17 protein-coding genes and 1 riboswitch are annotated in these 20,433 nt (G+C 43.1%); of the genes, 5 read left to right on the top strand and 12 right to left on the bottom strand.

The annotated features are described in order from the left end of the window. Window positions 1-66: 66 nt before the first annotated feature. Window positions 67-2,235, bottom strand: a complete 2,169-nt coding sequence (ppk1, locus tag N7974_RS00690) for a polyphosphate kinase 1 (RefSeq protein ID WP_262963789.1) — start codon at window positions 2,233-2,235, stop codon at window positions 67-69. Window positions 2,236-2,619: 384 nt separating this feature from the next. On the opposite strand from ppk1, the gene N7974_RS00685 reads away from it, so the two are divergent. Beyond that, window positions 2,620-2,880, top strand: a complete 261-nt coding sequence (locus tag N7974_RS00685) for a hypothetical protein (RefSeq protein WP_262963788.1) — start codon at window positions 2,620-2,622, stop codon at window positions 2,878-2,880. Window positions 2,881-2,976: 96 nt separating this feature from the next. Here N7974_RS00685 and N7974_RS00680 read toward each other — a convergent pair whose 3' ends face one another. Beyond that, complete coding sequence (locus N7974_RS00680; RefSeq protein ID WP_262963787.1) at window positions 2,977-4,677, bottom strand: sulfotransferase; 1,701 nt, start codon at window positions 4,675-4,677, stop codon at window positions 2,977-2,979. A gap of 577 nt (window positions 4,678-5,254) precedes the next feature. After that, a riboswitch (cyclic di-GMP riboswitch) is annotated at window positions 5,255-5,337 on the top strand. Between the two features lie 108 nt (window positions 5,338-5,445). Between N7974_RS00680 and N7974_RS00675 the strand changes: the two genes are divergently transcribed. Together N7974_RS00675 and N7974_RS00670 are read left to right on the top strand one after the other, a co-directional pair. Next, window positions 5,446-6,366, top strand: a complete 921-nt coding sequence (locus N7974_RS00675) for a hypothetical protein (protein ID WP_262963786.1) — start codon at window positions 5,446-5,448, stop codon at window positions 6,364-6,366. A 66-nt stretch (window positions 6,367-6,432) separates the two neighbouring features. Beyond that, window positions 6,433-7,308, top strand: coding sequence for a hypothetical protein (locus N7974_RS00670; RefSeq protein WP_262963785.1), 876 nt, complete (start codon window positions 6,433-6,435; stop codon window positions 7,306-7,308). Between the two features lie 107 nt (window positions 7,309-7,415). On the opposite strand, the gene N7974_RS00665 is transcribed toward N7974_RS00670, so the two are convergent. The 4 genes from N7974_RS00665 to N7974_RS00650 form a co-directional block, all read right to left on the bottom strand. Next, window positions 7,416-7,898, bottom strand: coding sequence for an NUDIX hydrolase (locus N7974_RS00665; protein ID WP_262963784.1), 483 nt, complete (start codon window positions 7,896-7,898; stop codon window positions 7,416-7,418). Between the two features lie 195 nt (window positions 7,899-8,093). Then, entirely contained in the window at window positions 8,094-8,885 is a 792-nt protein-coding gene (locus N7974_RS00660) for a UDP-2,3-diacylglucosamine diphosphatase (RefSeq protein WP_262963783.1), read from the bottom strand. 197 nt (window positions 8,886-9,082) lie between these two features. Further along, entirely contained in the window at window positions 9,083-9,535 is a 453-nt protein-coding gene (gene dtd, locus N7974_RS00655) for a D-aminoacyl-tRNA deacylase (protein ID WP_262963782.1), read from the bottom strand. A gap of 24 nt (window positions 9,536-9,559) precedes the next feature. Next, window positions 9,560-10,306 carry a ParA family protein gene (locus N7974_RS00650; protein ID WP_262963781.1) on the bottom strand — a complete coding sequence of 249 codons (747 nt, stop codon included), beginning with the start codon at window positions 10,304-10,306 and terminating at the stop codon, window positions 9,560-9,562. Between the two features lie 360 nt (window positions 10,307-10,666). Here N7974_RS00650 and prfB point away from each other — a divergent pair. Together prfB and lysS are read left to right on the top strand one after the other, a co-directional pair. Next, window positions 10,667-11,765 (top strand): peptide chain release factor 2 gene (gene prfB, locus N7974_RS00645; protein ID WP_262963780.1). Its coding sequence is split into 2 segments (ribosomal slippage): window positions 10,667-10,741 and window positions 10,743-11,765, totalling 1,098 coding nucleotides; the frame shifts between segments, so codons are not numbered across the junction. A gap of 178 nt (window positions 11,766-11,943) precedes the next feature. After that, the gene (gene lysS, locus N7974_RS00640; protein WP_262963779.1) at window positions 11,944-13,443 is read left to right on the top strand and encodes a lysine--tRNA ligase; all 1,500 of its coding nucleotides are present in this window, start codon (window positions 11,944-11,946) and stop codon (window positions 13,441-13,443) included. A gap of 100 nt (window positions 13,444-13,543) precedes the next feature. On the opposite strand, the gene gloB is transcribed toward lysS, so the two are convergent. From gloB to der, 6 genes are all read right to left on the bottom strand, one after another. After that, complete coding sequence (gene gloB / locus N7974_RS00635) at window positions 13,544-14,308, bottom strand: hydroxyacylglutathione hydrolase (protein WP_262963778.1); 765 nt, start codon at window positions 14,306-14,308, stop codon at window positions 13,544-13,546. A gap of 155 nt (window positions 14,309-14,463) precedes the next feature. Then, window positions 14,464-15,591: a sodium ion-translocating decarboxylase subunit beta gene (locus tag N7974_RS00630; protein WP_243221245.1), complete on the bottom strand. Its 1,128-nt coding sequence runs from the start codon at window positions 15,589-15,591 to the stop codon at window positions 14,464-14,466. Window positions 15,592-15,617: 26 nt separating this feature from the next. After that, window positions 15,618-17,399, bottom strand: coding sequence for a sodium-extruding oxaloacetate decarboxylase subunit alpha (gene oadA, locus N7974_RS00625; protein ID WP_262963777.1), 1,782 nt, complete (start codon window positions 17,397-17,399; stop codon window positions 15,618-15,620). A 117-nt stretch (window positions 17,400-17,516) separates the two neighbouring features. Then, window positions 17,517-17,756: an OadG family protein gene (locus N7974_RS00620; protein WP_262963776.1), complete on the bottom strand. Its 240-nt coding sequence runs from the start codon at window positions 17,754-17,756 to the stop codon at window positions 17,517-17,519. A gap of 710 nt (window positions 17,757-18,466) precedes the next feature. Then, complete coding sequence (tpx, locus tag N7974_RS00615) at window positions 18,467-18,964, bottom strand: thiol peroxidase (RefSeq protein ID WP_262963775.1); 498 nt, start codon at window positions 18,962-18,964, stop codon at window positions 18,467-18,469. A 63-nt stretch (window positions 18,965-19,027) separates the two neighbouring features. Continuing rightward, a complete protein-coding gene (gene der, locus N7974_RS00610) occupies window positions 19,028-20,431 on the bottom strand; it encodes a ribosome biogenesis GTPase Der (RefSeq protein WP_243221241.1) in 1,404 nt (467 codons plus the stop codon). Window positions 20,432-20,433 lie beyond the last annotated feature (2 nt).

Here is a 20,433-nt window from a genome sequence, read left to right as displayed (position 1 = left end):
TCTAATCCTGAACGATTGTTAATTTATTACCTGAAAAAGGTTACGTTATAAGCACTATCAATTATTTCAGTCGGTATTTCTGTTAATGCCATATCTTTTAGCTTTTTTATGAATCTTACTTTTTTGGGCTTCATCAAAACGACTATTCGCTAATTTAATCAAGGTTTCCTGAACACCCAATTGTTTATCTTTAGGCTGACATTGACTATATTGCCCATCAGCGTGCATTTCCCATACACTGCGTTGATTGGTCAGTTGAATAGTTAATAATTGCCGCAGAACGGCCTGTAGTTCAGGTTTTTGCACGGGAGTAACCACTTCTACACGACTTTCCAGATTACGCTTCATACAATCAGCCGAGCCAATAAAGTATTCTTCCTCGCCACCATTTTTAAAATAGAAGATACGGGAATGCTCCAAAAAACGTCCAACAATACTAATGACCCGAACCTTATCAGATAACCCCGGAATACCGGGCCTTAATCGGCAGGTGTCACGGATAATCAAATCAATTTTAACGCCAGCCTGAGCGGCTTGATAAAGTGCCCTGGTAATGTCCATATCTTCCAGGGCATTCATTTTAAACTGAATTAAACCGGGCGATTTTACCGAATGTTTGCTGATTTCACGCTCAATTTTCTCCAACAATTTTGATTTTAATTTATTGGGCGCTATCAGCAAATTTTGATAATTACGCTTGGGCACCAGACCGGTAGTCAAGTAATTAAATAATTCCGTTAATTCTTCGCCTATTTTTTTATCACACGTCAACATACCCAGATCAGTATAAAGTCTTGCGGTACCGGCATGATAATTACCGGTACCAATATGGGCATAACGACGCAAGCCGTTATAATCCTGTCTGACGACGTAAATGACTTTGCTGTGGGTTTTTAACCCAACCACGCCGTAAGTCACATGAATGCCGGCGCTCTCCATACGATGCGCCCATTTAATATTAGCTGATTCATCAAAACGTGCTTTCAATTCCACCACAACAGCTACTTGTTTACCATTTAATGCTGCATCAATCAGGTATTGAACAATCTTGGTACCGGCTGAAGTTCGATACAGCGTCATTTTAATTGCTTGCACATTTGGATCACGACTGGCTTCTTTGACAAATCGCTCGACAGTAGTAACAAATGATTCGTAGGGATGTTGCAATAAAATTGAACCTTGTTCACGAATCGCGTGGAAAATATTGGGCAACCCCGTCAATTTTGGATGATCGCAGGGATGATGGGGTGGATCAAGTAAATCTGACCGGGCAATACCGGCAATCTGAAACAGATCAGTCATTGCCATCCGTTGATCAACGACAAAAACATCTTTTTCTTCATCAAGCCCCAACTCAGCTGCCAAGCGTCCACTTTGTAATATTCCCATGGTTGCAGCAATTTCCAGACGCACAACCGGGGCAAATTTACGCTCACGCAATTCAGATTCAATCATTTGTAAAAGGTCATCGGCTTGTTCTTCATCTTTTTCAGTAATCGCATTACGCGTCACCCGAAACAAATCGCAGAAAACTATTTTCATACCGGGAAAGAGCAAATCAAGATTATTCGCAATCAAATCTCCCAGAGCCACATAAAGTTGCTTGTCACCTACCTGGATAAAGCGTGGCACTTTGGAACCGACAGGAATTTTAATACGCACCAACGTCATATCGCCCGTTTCAGTACTACCAACCCCGGTCAGTAAATTTAAAGACAGATTAGAGATAAAAGGGAAAGGGTGTGCCGGATCGATGGCCTGTGGCGTAACCAACGGAAAAATATTTTGAATATAGTATTCACGCATTATTTTCTGCTGATCTTTGGATAGCTCCAGATAAGGTAAAATCCGAATATCCTGCTGTTCAAGCAAGCCAATAAGTTGCGTTAACAGCGTTTCTTTTTTGGCTTCAAGCTGGCGAACAACGGCATAACATTCGGTAATTTGTTGCTGAGGACTACGTCCATCAACACTTAACTCACTAATCCCCGCACCAACCTGTTGCTTAAGTCCACCGATCCGTTTCATGAAAAACTCATCCAGATTGGAACTGACAATGGCAATAAACTTAACCCGTTCCAATAACGGAGTACGCTCATCTTCAGCTTCCCATAGCACCCGTTTATTAAATTCCAGCCAGGTTAATTCACGATTCAGATACCATTTGGATGCACCAAGATCAAAATGCTCGGGTTTAGACTCAGTGGTTGCTATTTGTTTTGTTTGAATACTCATATTGGTTAGTTAGTCCCCCGTTATTTGAATAGTGTTTTAAGCACGGTTAAATTTGCTCCTCCCACCAATTAGGCTCAGAGGATGACAGATAAATCATTCGGCTTATATTACCTCAAAAACTCTGACTGAATATTAATGAGCCTGGTAATTATAATATTAGGTACATTATTTACTCCTTACCGATTCTTGGTTTTAGCGATAACAAGTCATTTTGCTACAGCCTGTGTTTATCTAATTGGTTAAAAGCTGGTGATACGGTTATTTTTATGACACGATGCACACATCCTGTTAATCTGATATTTTTATCAAATATAGACTTCCCTATCTATCAACAGGCCTATTTTTTAGTTACCCCATAAAATTTTCATTTAAGAGAAACCATTCATGAAAAAAACTGATTCCACCCCACTTTGGGTATTTTTGGCATTCTCTAGCATTGAAACACGCAAAGGCGCACTGATACTGCTATGGAGCAGTCTGGCATTCAGTTTTTACTGTATTCCTTGGGTGATGTACTTTAACGGTGATGGCTGGGTCAGCAAATTGTTTTTAATCGATGACTGGAGTTGGTTTGCCATGATGTTGCCTATGGCTGTCTGGTACTGGTTAAGCCTGAGATGGATAGATAAAAATAGTAACTGGTAAATTACTTATCCTGACTGGCAAGCTGTTTTAGCTGACAACAAACTGCGTCATTCCGGCAAGAATGACGCAGTGATATGAAACTCTCTGAATGTTATCTCAAGACTCAGAGTAACCGTAAACGTCAATAAAACGCTTCAACTCGGGAAAGATACCTTTCAGGTGTTCTTCATAGCGATGCCATCTGGCGACTGCACTGCTATATAACGGTTGACTAACCGCAGCAAAACTGGGGGTCGCAATATAGCGTCCCTGGGCACGATGATGAAAGTCCAAGACCTCCGGTTGCCACTCCACTTCCAATAAATCAAAAACCCGCCGATAAGTTGCTTCAAAATCACTCACCGTGTCTTCATAGCGCAGCTCCAGATAATCTGGCTGAATATTTTCGCGTAAATACAACCACAAATCCATAACAGCCCAATACTGACGGGCAACACCTTGCAAGGACAATAAGTTAACCGTCGCTCGGGATGCGGTAAACGGCTGCATAAAACAACTTAAACACACATCGCGAGGGTCACGCAAAGCAAACAGAATATTTCCTTCAGGGAAGATAGTGCTGATAAATCCGGCATCGATACTATTAAGAGCGACTTTATCAATAAACCTTTTGCCTAGCGCAACACTACCATATTCTTCTTCAACACGTTGCCAGTATAAACGGCGCAAATGCCGAATATCCTCAACACCACAGGCATGCAGGGCTTGCGGTATATCATCGGCCACACCAGTGAGCTTTGCCAACTCTTGGGTTAACTCAAAAATTAATTCATTTTCGTCCGATGTAAACACCGCCGGATGCGCGGCCAATATCTGCTCGGTGAGTGTGGTACCTGAACGCAAAAAACCAAACAAAAATGACGGTACCGGCAATGCATCTACCTGCAATTCTGCTACTGACCAACGCGTTAATAACGCCTTATTAAACCCCGCTTTGTTTTTGGCAATACTATTGAAAATAGCCTCTTTATTTACTTTACTCACTTCCGGCAAAGCTTGATGCAAGGCGGCTGCTTGATTAAGCGCCGTAAATGCAGCATCGTATTGCTGTTGCTTATCCAGCACCGTAGCCAGTTCCAAATAGGCACGCGCAATCAGCGCCGGCTGGTGAAGAGCTTCGGTAATTCTGACCAGCCTTGCTCCAGCAGCATCCAACCGTCCTTGCCGGGCATCCAGAATAGCCAATAACGTATTACAGCCCGGATCATTCGGCAATAATTGACAAGCCTTATGGGAAGCCAGCAAGGCTTCGTCAACACGATTGATACGACTAAAACACATCGCCAAAGTATTTTGCGCAGCGGCAGATTGAGGCACCAGACGAACCGCCAGTTGCGCCAGTTTAAGCGCGGCCTCCAAATCGCCCCAGTGTTGCAATTGCCCTGATAAATCCAATAACTGAGCAATATTACGACTTTTGACAGATTCCTTTTCTACTTGTATCGCTGCTTGCCGAAGATAAGTTAAACCTTCCCGACGCTTACGCTGCCAGCAAAGTTTTTGTCCAACCCCAGCCAACGCCTCGGCATGCTTGGGCTTGATCACAAGTACTTGCCGAAACCAGCGCTCGGCATTGTCAAAGTCACCGCGCGAGATAGCCGACCGGGCATTTTGTAACCAGCCGGCAATATCGGAAGATTTTGTTTGTTTAACGATATCGCCAACCTGAGTACAACAAGCCTTAAACTTTTTTCCGCTGCCACAAGGGCAAGGATCATTACGTCCAATCCGGGAATTTTTGGGACTATCAATACCTGTTATCGGTTGATCAAATTTGGCAATGGAGGTTTTTATCATGGATAAGAGGCAATTAGTTTAAAAAAGAGTCGGGCTGGTGGAAAAATGGAGGAACCATAAACATCAAGTTTATCAGTGGATATCAATTAACAACTCTTTCTTTTTCCAGCGAAAATCGACATTCTGATCATTACCTTAACATTAACATCCTTGATCTGCAATCAGCAGCCTTACCACATTTCACTCATAACACCTTGAGTAGATTAGCATTTAATTAAGTTCTGTCAGAAAACTTCAAATAACTGTGTCATATAACGCATTACCAATACGCCATATAACACAGTTATTTTTTAGGATATTAAGCTAAAGCTGACTATAAACCCAGCACTTTGGTCTGATAATATTATTGTATTCAATATCTTGGTTAAAAATTGCTTAGCTGGGCGAGAATTTCCCCTAAAAATAGCAACTCTCCCGAATTGACTCTTTAAATAAAAAACAGAAAATACATACTTGTTTGCAATCAATATATTACAGGCTCGATGAAAACACTACCTACCGATTTTTTAATCATGGCACGAGTATTGCTAAATAAGTAACAGTTAGATAAAACGCTATTGGTATTTTGGCAATACGTCTAGCAACCAGCCACACCCGTCGCGAGGCGGGGCCGGAAAGTCACGGTTCTTAATACAAATTTAAGAAGGCCGGGCCGCCTCCTAAAGTAATGGGGAGGATCTTGGTGTTTTCCTTAATCTTTAAGGTAACGCTGAGAACATTACTGTTATCAATTAATCAATTTAATATAAACAGTAAAAAGGATATCAAATGAAACACATAAACTTATTGACGGCCTCTTTGACCATTTTAGGCACTCTGATTGCATCTCCAGCGGTACAGGCTCATGCCTCTCTTAATGCGGGCGGTACCGGTGCCAACCCCGTTTGGACAAATGGGGCAATTACGCCTTGGTTACCTAATGATGCGACTGTCTCTTCAATCGGTTATTTAGGTATCCACAGCATAAGCAATAAGCGTGTAATTCAAACCGGTGTTTATGGTACTGCTTATAACGCCACTACCAATCCTGGTGGCGTTACTACCGCTAATCTCGGCGGCACTTTTGGCGGCGCGACTCCAGTGGTAGGCGATTCATTACTGGGTCAGACTTATAAATACAATAATAATGCCGCTAATCCTACAGATCTTGCTCTAACATCAATCTCAACTGGCGCTAATTCTTGGGCTGCCGGCGTATCCGATACCAATACCGGTTTGTCTTTCGGTAATATGCATGTCAGTAGCGGCACAGGCAATCCGGAAGGCAATTTAATGCCGACTGTTAATTATTTAAACATTACGGTTGGTGACGACCCATTGTTTACCGGTATCGGCCAATTGGCATTTTCATTGTACCAAGGCTGGGCACAAGGCCCCGGTCTGCTGGGTATGAACTTGTTGGGTACTGTAGCGGCAAACTCTATTGGTCAAGATATTGGTCTTAGTCTTGCGCTGTCAGGACTGACACGAAATGCTCCCGGCACTGAAGGTGAATACACCATCGTAGTTGGCGATCAAAGCGCAGTAGGCGGTCAATACAGAATGGCTTTGGAAGCTTCCCTTACTGCCCGTTACGGTAACATAGTCACAGCATCAGCAGTTCCAGTTCCTGGTGCCGTCTGGTTGTTTGGTAGTGCATTGGTTGGTTTGGTTGGTTATGGTCGTCGTAAAGCCGTAATTCAAGCTTAAAACCTTCTCAATTAAGGTGGGTCGAACTTTTCAGTTTGACCTGCCAACTACTTTAAAGAGGACATAATGAACAATTTAAAATTACGCAAAGCCATTCTGGCTGCTATGGGTCTGGTTGCCTTATCAGCTGTTTCTACACAAGTTCATGCATTTGGTGGCGAAACCTATAACATCGGTACTTTTACCGGAACCACCATCAACTCAACAGGTCATGCCTCCCCTTTTAAATCCTGGACAGATTACGGCGCTGCCAACCAAGGCTGGGTTCATACTGCTGGCTGGGCTACGCTACAAATCGGTTCTGCGGCTGACATCATCAACGGCGTTACTTACAATGTCAATCTGGCCATGACCGGTGCGGGCAATACGAATGGCAACGCCACGACCAGCACGCTCGACAATCCGGCTTTCTCAATTTGGACTGGTGGTACTACTCCCACAGATACTGCCGGCAGTGGCTTTCATAATTATAACCAAGTACGTGGCCCTTCCGGTATTGGAGAACTCAATCCTGTTAATGATACATTAACCTCTGGCGGTGTTTTAACCGGTTCTAATGGTTGGATAGGTTATGCTAACGCTGGCTTTGTGGTAGCTAATGCGGATGGCGATACCTTAAATCATGGCGGCGTTAATAACAGCAATCCGTGGCTGACAAATCCAGGCGCCTCCAGTTGGTCATACAGTCAACTCAACCAGAAAAATTCTTCGGCTGCGCTGGATTTTGCCAGCCTGGACCTGATGGGACTTAAATCCGGATATTACCTGCTGTCATTAGGCGGAAGTTGTGGCAGCCCAAACCCTACGACTAGTTGCGGAACCGGTCAAAACTACAGCTTTAACGTTTCGCCATCCGCAGTGCCTTTACCTGCTGCCGTCTGGCTGTTTGGTAGTGCTTTGATGGGTTATCTGGGTCTGCAAAAACGTAAAATGGCTGTTTAAATCGGCTCAGGATTTAAGCTGTTATCCAAACGGAGTGGGGGGGGTTACCCCGGCTCCGTTTGGACACTAAAACCAAAAAGTATCCACGACTATAACTTCTTTTTTTATCAATGCATAACCGGCTTGTTTACACTATCTGAATCCCGAAACGGGTTTTCGCGTAGCGCTGCTACCTGACCGGTTTCCCGGTATTTTTTATAGTCAGCAAGTACTTGAGCATGATCAAATGCCAAAGACTCAGGCAGCTCATTAAGCAAAAACAGACGGCAATTTTTGGCATCATCAGCCGCTATCGGTGTTCCCGCTGCCTCAGCCACATAAACCGCCGTCACCGTATGCCCACGCGAATCTCTGGCTGGATCGGAATAAATTCCCAGCAAAGCAAGCAGAGTAACATCTAACCCGACTTCTTCCTGCGCTTCGCGCACGCCAGCCAGTTCGATAATTTCACCCAAATCAACAAATCCACCAGGAATTGCCCAGCCGTAAGGTGGATTGGCACGTTCAATTAATACAATAGGACGGCCGGGATAATCTGTCAGCTCAATAATGACATCAGCAGCAAGCAAAGGGGTAATCGGTTTAGGCATAAAGTTCTCCAAAAAATAACAGCACAGCAATTGATTTATCCGTCTGATTGAAAAAAGGCTTCAAGCAGTGCCGGAAACATCCCGATTCCAGCCAAGAAGCCGGACATCAGGAACCATGATGAGTTGTAACATGAGCTTTAAAACTCATGTATTGAGCATACATTCAAATTTCCATAACTGAATGATGACCGAGATTTATCCAAGCACTTTAACTTCCGGGATATCATTATCGATGCGTGGCAATTCCATCTTCTGCCAGTGCACCAGTTCCAACGTTCCGTTGAAATGCTCCACAATGGCGGTACAACTTTCCACAAAATCACCAGTATTAATATATAAAAAAGCCCCTATCTGCTTCATTTCTGCATGATGTATATGCCCACAAATCACACCATCCAGTTCCCGGTCTTTAATAGTACTGACAATACTTTCTTCGTAATCGGAAATAAACTGCACGACGTTTTTGACCTTAAACTTAACATAGGCAGCCAGGGAAAAGTTTGATTGCAAACCAAACCAACGCCTAATTATTCGCAGAAAGCGATTGATCCAAATTAAAAAGTCATAGCCTTCGCTACCTATTTTGGCAAGCCACTTATAACACTGTGCAATGGTGTCGTATTCATCGCCATGAATAACCAAAAACTTCTTGCCGTCTGCGGTAGTATGTATATCAGAATTTTTAACGACGATATCACCAAAAACATAGTTATCATAATCCCGGACATTTTCGTCATGATTACCCGGTATATAAATAACCTGGGTATCGTGTCTGGCCTTGCGCAAGAGCTTTTGAATGACGGTGTTATGATCTCGCGGCCAATACATTTTTTTGGAAAGTGACCAAAAATCAATGATATCACCCACCAGATAAAGCTTTTCACTGTCATTGTACTTTAGAAAATCAAGCAATACATCGGCTTGGCATTGGGTGGATCCCAAGTGCAAATCAGAAATCCAGATGGTTCGATAGCTGTTATTATTCATAATCAAACTTTTTTGATGGCATTGCCGACAAGATGAAATTTATTGATAATCCAGTAAAACCGGTTACCTGAAAAAAATCAACACTATTGCGATGCTAGCAGAAACAAATGAAAGTAATGTTACAAGCCAACAAAGTAGTTATCCTGAGTTATTTTAAAACTGAGAAAATCTGCTAAACACATTAACAATGACCGCATTTACTGATGCCCTGTTGAGGTTCTCAGCGTAAAAGTAACAGGACCATTATTGATCAGCGAGACCTGCATATCAGCGCCAAACTCACCAAACTGGACATTAAAATACGTTGTTGTTGCAAGCTCTTGTAAATAACCAAACAGTTCCCGGCCTTTTTCCGGTGCTGCTGCGGAAATAAAACTTGGCCGATTACCTGTCCGGGTATCTGCCGCCAAGGTAAACTGCGGTATCAGTAACAAACCGCCATTGATATCTCTTAAACTGAGATTCATACGGTCATTTTCGTCAGCAAAAATCCGGTAATTAAGGATACGTTCCAGCAATCGTTCGGCATCTTTTTGGCTATCTTCTTTTTCTACAGCCACCAACGCCATAATTCCCGTAGCTATCTGGCCTATATTTTGACTGTTGACAGTGACTTTTGCGGTGGTTACCCGTTGAATAATTGAGATCATAAATGTTCGGCTAATTTTGGCAGCTTATCCACCCGCGCGATCCATCATTTCCTGCCACAAATCATTATAAGCCTCGGTAGAGCGGCTTTTATTGATAAAACCACCCAACGGCATACGTTCCAGCCCCATACGCTCAATATCACTGGAGTAAGGAATCGCGGTATTTAAAATTTCCGGATGACTTTGAGCCAAATTCTCCATAATGTCCTTGTGCATATTTTTACGACGATCAGCCATCGAGAAAAACGGTACCAGTGCCAGATTATCCAAATTATTATCTTTAATAAATTCTTTTAATTGCTCAAGAGTTCTTAAAGACAACGTGGTGGGAATAATGGGCGACATTAAAATATCAGCCGCCTCAAACACGGCTTCTGATAATAAAGAAATATTGGGCGGACAATCCAGAAAAATAAAATCATACTCTGCTGCTAATGGCTTAAGCAGTTTTTTAAGTTGTTGGGTCGGTTTTTTCTTGGTATCCAGAACCAAATCCAGGTTTCTAAAAGAAAAATCTGCCGGCAACAAATCCAGATTGTCAAAATCAGTACCTTTAATCAGCCCTTCCAGATCACGTTTACCAGCAATTAAATCTTTACTACCGCCTTTCACCTTGGGCTTGATACGAAAATAATAGCTACTGGCTCCTTGCGGATCCAAATCCCAGACCAATGTGCGATAACCTTTACACGCAGAAATAAACGCCAAATTGACTGCGCTTGAGGTTTTACCAACACCACCTTTGATGCTGTACAAAGCCACTATCTTCATCGTATATTCCTGTGTTAATGAATCTGTTTGGAAAAATCTGTCCAACAAACTACTGATGTTAGCTTGGTAGCACTGAATAAATTTGCTCAGGGAGCGCATTCATCTTTATATTTTATCTTAATTAAGGCTGCAGAGAGCCGATTTTTCAAGCTGCCACAATAACTTGTTTGCCTTAACTTATAATTAAAAACTATCGCCAGCTGATAATCTATTGAATTAATTATTAAATATTTTCTATTGCCAAGTTCTGCATGAACCCAACCTGCTTATGGTTTATAATCAACCTCTTTTTAAAGTTTTTATCGATCAGTGTTCTTGTGTAACGCTTGTTATCGATTGTCATTGGTTAAAATATCCCCCATGCAAGAAATAAACCCGATTAAAAATAAAATAGCTGACCTAAAAAGCCGTGGTGATGCCCTTAGGAGGTATCTTTGACTTTGATGTAAAGCATGAACGCTTGGTCGAAGTATTACTGGAGCTTGAAAATCCCAAAATTTGGGATAATCCCGAGCTGGCGCAAACTTTAGGAAAAGAACGCGGGCAACTGGAAGTTATTGTTAATACCATTAATGACCTGGAACGCGGATTGGCAGACGCCGAAGAATTACTGATGATGGCAATTGACGAAGATGATGAAGAAACCGTTGATACCGTCATTAATGATTTGGCCTATTTCGAAAAAAGGGTGGCCGCCCTTGAATTTCGACGCATGTTTTCAGGTGAAATGGACCCCAACAATGCCTTTTTGGATATACAATCTGGTTCCGGCGGTACAGAAGCACAAGACTGGGCCTCGATAATTGAACGGATGTTTTTACGTTGGGGTGAGCGTAAAGGTTTTAAAACCGAGCTCATTGAAGAATCACAAGGCGATGTCGCCGGTATTAAAAGTGCCACTATTCGCTTTGAAGGTGAATATGCCTTTGGCTGGTTGCGTACCGAAACCGGTGTTCATCGCCTGGTTAGAAAATCACCGTTCGACTCGGGCAACCGCCGTCATACCTCTTTTGCTTCGGTGTTTGTATCACCGGAAATTGATGATGATATTGACATCGACATCAATCCCGCTGATGTGCGTGTGGATGTTTATCGTGCCAGCGGCGCGGGTGGTCAGCATATCAACAAAACCGAATCCGCCGTGCGCATGACCCATAATCCGACCGGAATTGTCGTGCAATGCCAAAGTGATCGCTCGCAGCATAAAAATCGCGCCACTGCGATGAAGCAATTGAAAGCCAAATTGTATGAACTGGAAATGCGCAAACGCAGTGAATCAGCCCAAGCCTTGGAAGATACCAAATCAGATATAGGCTGGGGCAGTCAAATCCGTTCTTACGTGCTGGATCAATCACGTATTAAGGATTTACGCACCGGTGTGGAAACCGGTAATACTCAAGCCGTTTTGGATGGCGATCTGGATCAGTTTATTGAGGCCAGTTTGAAGAGCGGGTTGTAGGCCGATATCACTTTACAAGACAGACTGATCGCTTTGATGCACATTAATCGTGAACCATGCCACGCACTTAAATCCGCCCATTCTGTAAACAACAATTTTCTCGCCGCCGTGCTCTTGCATCGCGAAAGTAATGAAGAACGAACATTTTTTAATTCTATAATTTTGATACCTAAAAACCATGTCAGAAATTCAACAAGACGAACAAGAACAAATCAAACAACGCCGCAGTAAATTAAATGAGTTGCGTGCCAATGGCGGCATTCCTTTTCCTACTGATTTTCGCCGCAATGTCGTTGCCGGTGAGCTGTTAGCCGAATACGGCGAAAAGACCAAAGAACAACTGGAAGCAGAACCCGTCAGGGTAAAGCTCGCAGGCAGAATCATGACTCGCCGGGTAATGGGCAAAGCCAGCTTTGCCCATATTCAGGACATGTCCGGTAAAATCCAGCTCTATGTCACCAGAGACACATTGCCTGAAGGGTTTTATAACGAACAGTTTAAAAAGTGGGATATTGGCGATATTGTTGGTGCAGAAGGCGTATTATTTGTCACCCAAACCGGTGAACTCAGTGTTAAAGTTGACGATATTCGTCTGTTAACCAAAGCTTTGCGTCCATTGCCTGAAAAGTTTCATGGCATTGCCGATCAGGAAATCAAATACCGGCAGCGTTATCTGGATTTGATTATGAGCGAGCAATCGCGCAATACGTTTCTGATACGCTCAAAGGTCGTTGCCTATATACGTCAGTTCCTGATTGAACGTCAATTTCTGGAAGTTGAAACGCCCATGATGCAGGTAATTCCGGGCGGAGCAACGGCAAGACCTTTTACGACCTTTCATAACGCACTGGACATGGATATGTTTTTGCGTATCGCCCCTGAGTTATATTTGAAACGCCTGGTTGTCGGTGGTTTTGAACGGGTATTTGAAATTAACCGTAACTTTAGAAATGAAGGTTTATCAACTCGCCATAACCCTGAATTTACCATGTTGGAGTTTTATCAGGCGTACGCTGAATATCAGGACTTAATGGATTTAACCGAAGAGATGTTACGCGGTATTGCCATAGAAGTTCTTGGTCAAACAGAGGTGACTTATCAGGGCGAGCAATATGATTTTGGTAAGCCTTTTGATCGCATGACGGTAGTTGAGTCAATCCTGCACTTCAACCCTGACCTCAGCGCCAGTGATCTTGAAACCCGTGAAGCTGCTGTTAAAGTTGCTGAAAATCTGCATATTCCTGTTAAGGAAGGTTACGGTTTAGGTAAAGTACAAATCGAGATTTTTGAAAAAACGGTAGAAAGTCGCTTGATGAATCCGACCTTTATTACCGCCTATCCCGTTGAAGTATCGCCACTGGCACGACGTAATGACGACAACCCGCATGTGACCGATCGCTTTGAATTTTTTGTCGGCGGCCGTGAAATTGCCAACGGTTTTACCGAGTTAAATGATGCTGAAGACCAGGCTGCGCGCTTCCAAAAACAAGTGGAAGAAAAAGAAGCCGGTGATGATGAAGCCATGCATTTTGACGCCGATTATATCGTCGCGCTGGAACACGGCATGCCGCCAACAGCAGGCGAAGGCATTGGTATTGATCGTCTGGTGATGTTGTTTACGGATGCGCCGTCAATTCGTGATGTATTATTGTTCCCGCATATGCGACCTAAAGGCTAACATTTTCCATACTAACAGTTAGATGGGTAGAGGTGATAGCCGAAACCCATCTAAATCAACCACCGATGTTATGGGTTTCGCGTTGCTCTACCCATTCTACTTAAAACGAATCTTTACGTTTCCGTAGCTCTGTAAAGACACTTACCGATGATTGCCCTTCCAACCCCAGTTTTTTTTGTATACTGAGACTGTCTTCCCTAAAAAACGGATTGGTTGCCCTTTCTTCCCCGATAGTCGAAGGCACTGTGGATTGATTCATCAATCTCAATTGCGCCACTTCAAGCATTTTTTTCTGTGTGTACTTATTATCTGGTTCAACGCTTAAAGCAAACTGTCCATTTGCCTGGGTGTATTCGTGGGTGCAATAAATTTGGGTTGCTGATGGCAAAGCCTTTAATTTTTGTAATGAAGTCCACATTTGCTCAGATGTTCCCTCAAATAACCGACCGCAACCCATAACAAATAAAGTATCCCCGCAAAACAGCGCCCCATCTTTGGCAAAATGATAAACAATATGCGCACTGGTATGACCTGGTGTTGCAATAACCTTGGTCTGATGCTGACCCAGTGAAATGATATCGTTTTCACTAACGCCCCTGTCAATTCCAGGAATTCGCTCCCGGTCTGCTTGTGCAGCAATAATTTGGCAGCCGGTTTTTTGCTTAAGCTTGAGATTACCACCCACATGATCCCAATGATGATGGGTATTTAAAATATAAGTAAGACGCCAGCCTTTTTCATCAAGAACATCCAAAACCGGTTGTGCAAGAGCAGGATCAACGACGGCAGTTTCTCCCGATACCGGGTCGTGAAGCAGATAAATATAGTTATCAGTTAAAACAGGGATTTGTAAGATGTCCAGCATGTCTTTATATCCTCAAAATTTCTGGCGTATAAAAATAAGCTAGCGTGAGCGTAAATATACGCGGGTGAGATTATCCAAAAAGTACCATTAATCTATCATTAATCCCGTTCATGGCGAGCGGGATTAATGACTATCAAACTAAATAGTGCGTAAATTTACTTAACCAAACTGAGTAAAACCCCGGCAGCTACCGCTGAACCAATGACACCGGCAACATTAGGGCCCATGGCGTGCATCAACAAGAAATTATGTGGATTACTCTCCAGCCCTACCTTATTGACAACCCTCGCAGACATAGGGACTGCAGATACGCCGGCAGCACCAATTAATGGATTAATCGGCGTATCACTGAATTTATTCATGATTTTTGCCATGATAACACCGGTAGCGGTACCAATAGAAAAAGCCACCGCACCCAAAGCCAGGATACCCAGTGTTTCAATTTGCAAGAAAGCTTCTGCGCTCAATTTTGAGCCTACTGCCAGCCCCAAAAAAATAGTGACAATATTGATCAATTCGTTTTGTGCCGTTTGACTCAAGCGCTCAACAACACCACAAGAATTCATCAAATTACCCAGCGCAAACATACCAATCAGGGGCGTAGCAGACGGCAGCAACAAGATGGAAAGAACCAACAACATTAAGGGAAAAATAATTTTTTCCGTTTTGCTGACCGCACGCATTTGCTTCATTTCAATTTTGCGCTCGTCTTCTGTCGTTAAAGCCCGCATGATCGGCGGCTGAATTAAAGGCACCAACGCCATATAAGAATAAGCAGCTACGGCAATGGCTCCCAATAAATCCGGAGCCAATTTTGAGGCTACATAAATAGCGGTAGGGCCATCAGCACCACCAATAATACCAATGGCAGCAGCATCTCTTAAACTGAATTCCAATCCGGGTATGATATTAAGCGCCAACGCACCCAACAACGAAGCAAAAATACCGAATTGTGCAGCAGCACCTAACAAGAGAGTTTTGGGATTTGCGAGCATGGGACCAAAATCAGTCATTGCCCCGACACCCATAAAAATAAGCAACGGGAATATCCCGGTTTTGATACCAAAATAAAGGTAGTATAAAAGACCGCCTTCTTCGGCAATACCGGCAACCGGAATGTTACTTAAAATAGCGCCAAAGCCTATTGGCAATAACAGTAAAGGTTCAAAACCTTTCTTAATAGCCAGAAACAATAACAAAAAGCCAACCAGCATCATAAAAGCCTGGCCACCAGTAAAATTATATAAACCGGTACTTTGCCAGAGTGAAAGCAGATTTTCCATAAAATGTCTCTTGATAGTGTCCGTTATTACAATGAAATCAAAGCATTACCGCCAGCGACTGCACCGCCTTCCTTGATATGAACTGCGCTGACAATACCTGAAAATTTAGACCGGACTTCAGTCTCCATTTTCATCGCTTCCATAACAACCACTACCTCACCTTCCACAACCTCACTACCAATATCAACCAGGATTTTCAGTATATTACCAGCCATTGGTGCATAAACTATCGCACCACTGTTAACGATACCTTTATCTACAACGGCAGGCTGAATATTGAGTGGCGCACCAACAGGACCTACGGTAACGTTAAAATTTCTGCCATCCACGTTGACGGCATAAGTTTCAGTAACGCTCTCAGTCGTCGCTATTTTTGGCGCACTATTATTGGCCTCTGCAAAAGCTTTTGCATCGGGTGCCGCCTCAAATGCCGCAGGATTTCCACGATTAACCAGAAACTTCCACCCAACTTGAGCAAACATACCATTGATTAAGGCATCTTCTTCAATGTTTTTAGCGAGCTTTACATTTTCTGCTTTCGCTTTTTCCAGGACATCGGTGATCAATTTGTCCATTTCCGGCTCTATTAAATCAGCAGGACGACAAGTAATAGGCTGAGCACCTTCCAGCACCCTATCTTGCAATTGTTTGTTTACCGGTGCAGGGGTTGCACCGTATTCGCCTTTCAGTACTCCGGCTGTTTCTTTGGTAATGGTTTTATAGCGCTCACCGTTCATCACATTCATAACGGCTTGTGTGCCCACGATTTGAGAGGTAGGTGTAACCAGCGGAATAAATCCCAAATCTTCGCGGACCCGAGGTATTTCATGCATAACTTCATCAAACTTGTCAGAAGCACCCTGCTCTTTCAACTGGCTTTCCATGTTGGTCAACATGCCACCAGGAACTTGAGAAATCAGAATGCGCCCATCAACACCTTTTAAACTACCTTCATATTGCGCATATTTTTTCCGGATATCCCTGAAATAATGCGCAATTTCTTCCAGCTTTACCAAATCCAAACCGGTAGCACGCTCAGTACCTTCAAGGCTGGCGACAATCGTCTCGGTAGCGCTATGTCCGTAAGTCATGCTAAGTGATGAAATGGCCGTGTCAACATTATCTATGCCCGCTTCGACCGCTTTGATAATGCTGGCTACACTTAAACCGGTGGTTGCGTGGCAATGTAAATGTATCGGGATTTTGGTACTTTTTTTCAAGCGGCTGACCAATTCAAAAGCATCGTAAGGTTTAAGCAATCCGGCCATATCCTTAATGCAGATGGAGTGCGCCCCCATATCTTCGATTTGTTTGCCTAGATTAACCCACGTATCCAGAGTATGGACGGGGCTGGTCGTGTAAGAAATAGTTCCTTGAGCATGAGCATCGGTAGCGAGTACTGCTTTTACCGCATGTTCAATATTGCGCATGTCGTTCATGGCATCAAAGATACGGAAAACATCAATACCGTTGACAGCACAACGCTCAACAAATTTGTCAACCACATCATCGGCATAATGCCGATAACCTAAAATATTTTGGCCCCTCAATAACATTTGCTGTTGTGTTTTAGGCATTGCCGCTTTTAGCAAACGTAACCTTTCCCAAGGATCTTCGCCAAGATAACGAATACAGGCATCAAAAGTAGCACCACCCCATGATTCAATAGACCAGTAACCTATCTGATCCAGTTTTTCACAAATCGGCAGCATATCTTCTACGCGTAAACGAGTAGCCAAGATAGATTGATGAGCATCACGCAAGACAACTTCAGTGATCGCTAGCGGTTTTTTTTTATCTTTGGCCATTCTTAATATTTCTCCAAGAACCTTTACGGACTCTAATCACTGACCTTTTTGGTCGATTGAATACTTTTAATATAAAACAGTACGGGTCAAGCACTACAGACATCTATCCAAAAATACTTAACTTTTTTTATGCTTGCTTCGATGCTGATGCACCGCTGCAGTAATTGCGGCAATGATGCTTTTATCAATACCACTGGAAACCTTAGGGACTGCCACCAAAACAGGGGCGTCCGGAAAAAACCGCTGCACCAGTGATGACATCAGATTGATCGCAATAACCAGCATAGTCAAAAACAGGAATACAATGCTCATTCCAGCCAACATCAACTCAACTCCACTACTCATCATTTCTGTCATATCGTCAAACCTTGTATTGAAACTCTTGAATCTATTGAAAAATATTCAGACTATAACTCCATTATCCATAAAACCAAGCCGCTAAACAAACTAAAGATAATTAACGCCGTTGTTTTTGCATTACTTGGTAGCCAGGAGGCTGTCCAAGAATAGAAAACCTACTGCGGAAAAGCTATTTTGGCCAGTTTTCTCGCTCATTTTCGTTTAATAGAACAACTATTTACCTCAAATGATCAAAAAATCTGACTCAAAATTGCTTTCCCTCGCTACGGTTCCTATTCTCGGACAGCCTCTTGGTTAATTTGCCATTTGTGTTAAAGATTTCCAAAACCCAACAAAACCAGCGTAAGATCCAACGCAACCGGCAGGAGGCAACACTTTTATGCATAAGCCGGGAGTTAACCCTTAACGGTTGATACTGGAGATATGAATGTTACAAGGGATGATGCCACGAATAGGCATTACTTCATATTTTAATTAAAGCTGCAACAATCAAGGCAAAAAAAACCAGGCCGTATTACAAAGCCTGGTCTTAAAATAACGGGATATCGTCGATATAATCGGCACTTATTCAACTGATGTACAGAAACAGTCAACACTGCGTAGCCAAAGAACTGCAACTAACAGATACAACAATAACGACATGAAACGACTACCGACAGAGAACTTGTCTTTGACATATGTTCAGTTTTTTAAGTACGACTCACCGGTTATTTCAACGCCAGCAACGCACTTTCATAATCAGGTTCATTGGCAAGTTCGCTGACTAATTCGGTATAAATAACGCTATCATGCTCATCAATAATGATGACTGCCCGAGCCGTTAATCCGGCAAGAAAGGTATTAACCAATTTGACACCATAATCGTCGGCAAAACTAGAACGGAAGGTTGATAAAGGAATAACATGAGTTAAATCTTCAATCTCACAAAATCGGCATTGTGCAAACGGTAAATCAGCGGAAATAACCAACACCACGGTATTATGAAAATGTGCAGCCTTCTCGTTAAACTTACGCGTTGAAGCCGCGCAGGTAGGCGTATCCAAGCTGGGCACGATATTAAGCACTTTCGTTTTACCGGCGTAAGTTGCCAGGCTTACATCTTCTAATTTACCGTTTGCCAGAGAAAAGTCAGGGGCCTTACTACCCACTAACGGTAATTCCCCAGAGGTATGCAGTGGTTTGCTTTGAAATGTAATCGTTGCCATGACTTAATCCTTATTGTGATAATGATAAAAAGAACAGGTTAAATATCCAAATTATTTTAACCTTTAACCCTGATCTTTATTTGGCTTTGCCCGCTTCGCCAAACGTAAACGTTTTTGTACTTCCCACTCGGTGAGCTTCTTCTTTTGTCCGTGAAAGGGATTGATCGGTGACTTAAATTCCAATCGTATCGGTGTCCCTGACAATTTCATCTTGTCACGATAATAATTCATTAAGTAGCGCTTATAAGACATCGGCAACGCATCTGTTTGCACACCATGAATGACTACAATAGGCGGATTTCGACCACCCTGATGTGCATATTTTAGCTTGATACGACGCGTGTTAACTATCGGCGGTTGATGCGCAGTAGTCGCTTCTTTAAGTATTCGCGTTAACACAGGCGTTGACATATCAATCATCGCTGCTTCATACAATTTGGAAACGACATCAAACAGCTTGCCAACACCACTGCCATGCAAGGCGGAGATAGGATGTTTTTCAGCAAAATCAAGAAAGGACAATTTCACATCCAATTGTCGATTAATTGTATTTTTTTGCTCGGTAGTGATGCCATCCCATTTATTGAGACCAATAATCAACGCTCTACCCGCTTCTATCACCAAACCTAATAAATGCGCATCCTGATCGGCTATACCATCGCGTGCATCAATTAAATAAATAACGACATTTGACTTTTCAATGGCTTGCAAGGTTTTGATGACACTGAACTTTTCAATGGTCTCTGAAACTCTGGAGCGCCTGCGCATTCCCGCCGTATCAATCAGCGTAAACTGCTTGCCACTGCGTTCAAAAGGGATATAGATGCTGTCGCGTGTCGTACCCGGCTCATCATAAACAATAACCCGCTCTTCACCCAACAGCCGGTTAACCAGGGTTGATTTACCAACATTAGGCCGTCCGACGACAGCAATAGCGATACCTTTACTGGTATCATCAATCGTTTCTTCAGTGTCGGGTGGTAATAATTGATCGACTCTTTGCAGTAATTCAGGTATGCCTCTACCGTGTGAAGCAGCAATCTGCACAGGCTCGCCAAGAGCCAGCGAATAAAAGTCGGCAGCCGCAATGGTGGCATCAATACCATCAACTTTGTTGGTGACCAACAGTACGGGTTTATTGAGTTTTCTCAGGCTGTCAGCAATCACTTTATCTGAGGCACTCAGTCCTTCGCGTGCATCAACCAGAAACAACACCAAATCAGCTTCTTCCAAAGCAATTTGTACCTGCTTTCTGGCAAAACTTTCTATACCTTCGGCATCATCGGCTATACCACCGGTATCGACAACCAGACAAGGACGATCGCCATGCTTTACCCGACCATATTGACGGTCCCGGGTTAAGCCCGGGAAATCTGCGACTAAAGCTTCCCGACTACGGGTTAAATAATTAAATAATGTGGATTTACCAACATTGGGACGCCCTACAAGGGCTATTACAGGTAACATAG

The sequence above is a fragment of the Methylobacter psychrophilus genome, from assembly GCF_025583945.1.
Classification (GTDB): Bacteria; Pseudomonadota; Gammaproteobacteria; order Methylococcales; family Methylomonadaceae; genus Methylobacter_C; species Methylobacter_C psychrophilus.
The sequence above is the reverse complement of the archived record's forward strand: the minus strand, read 5'-3'. Positions and strand labels throughout refer to the sequence as shown.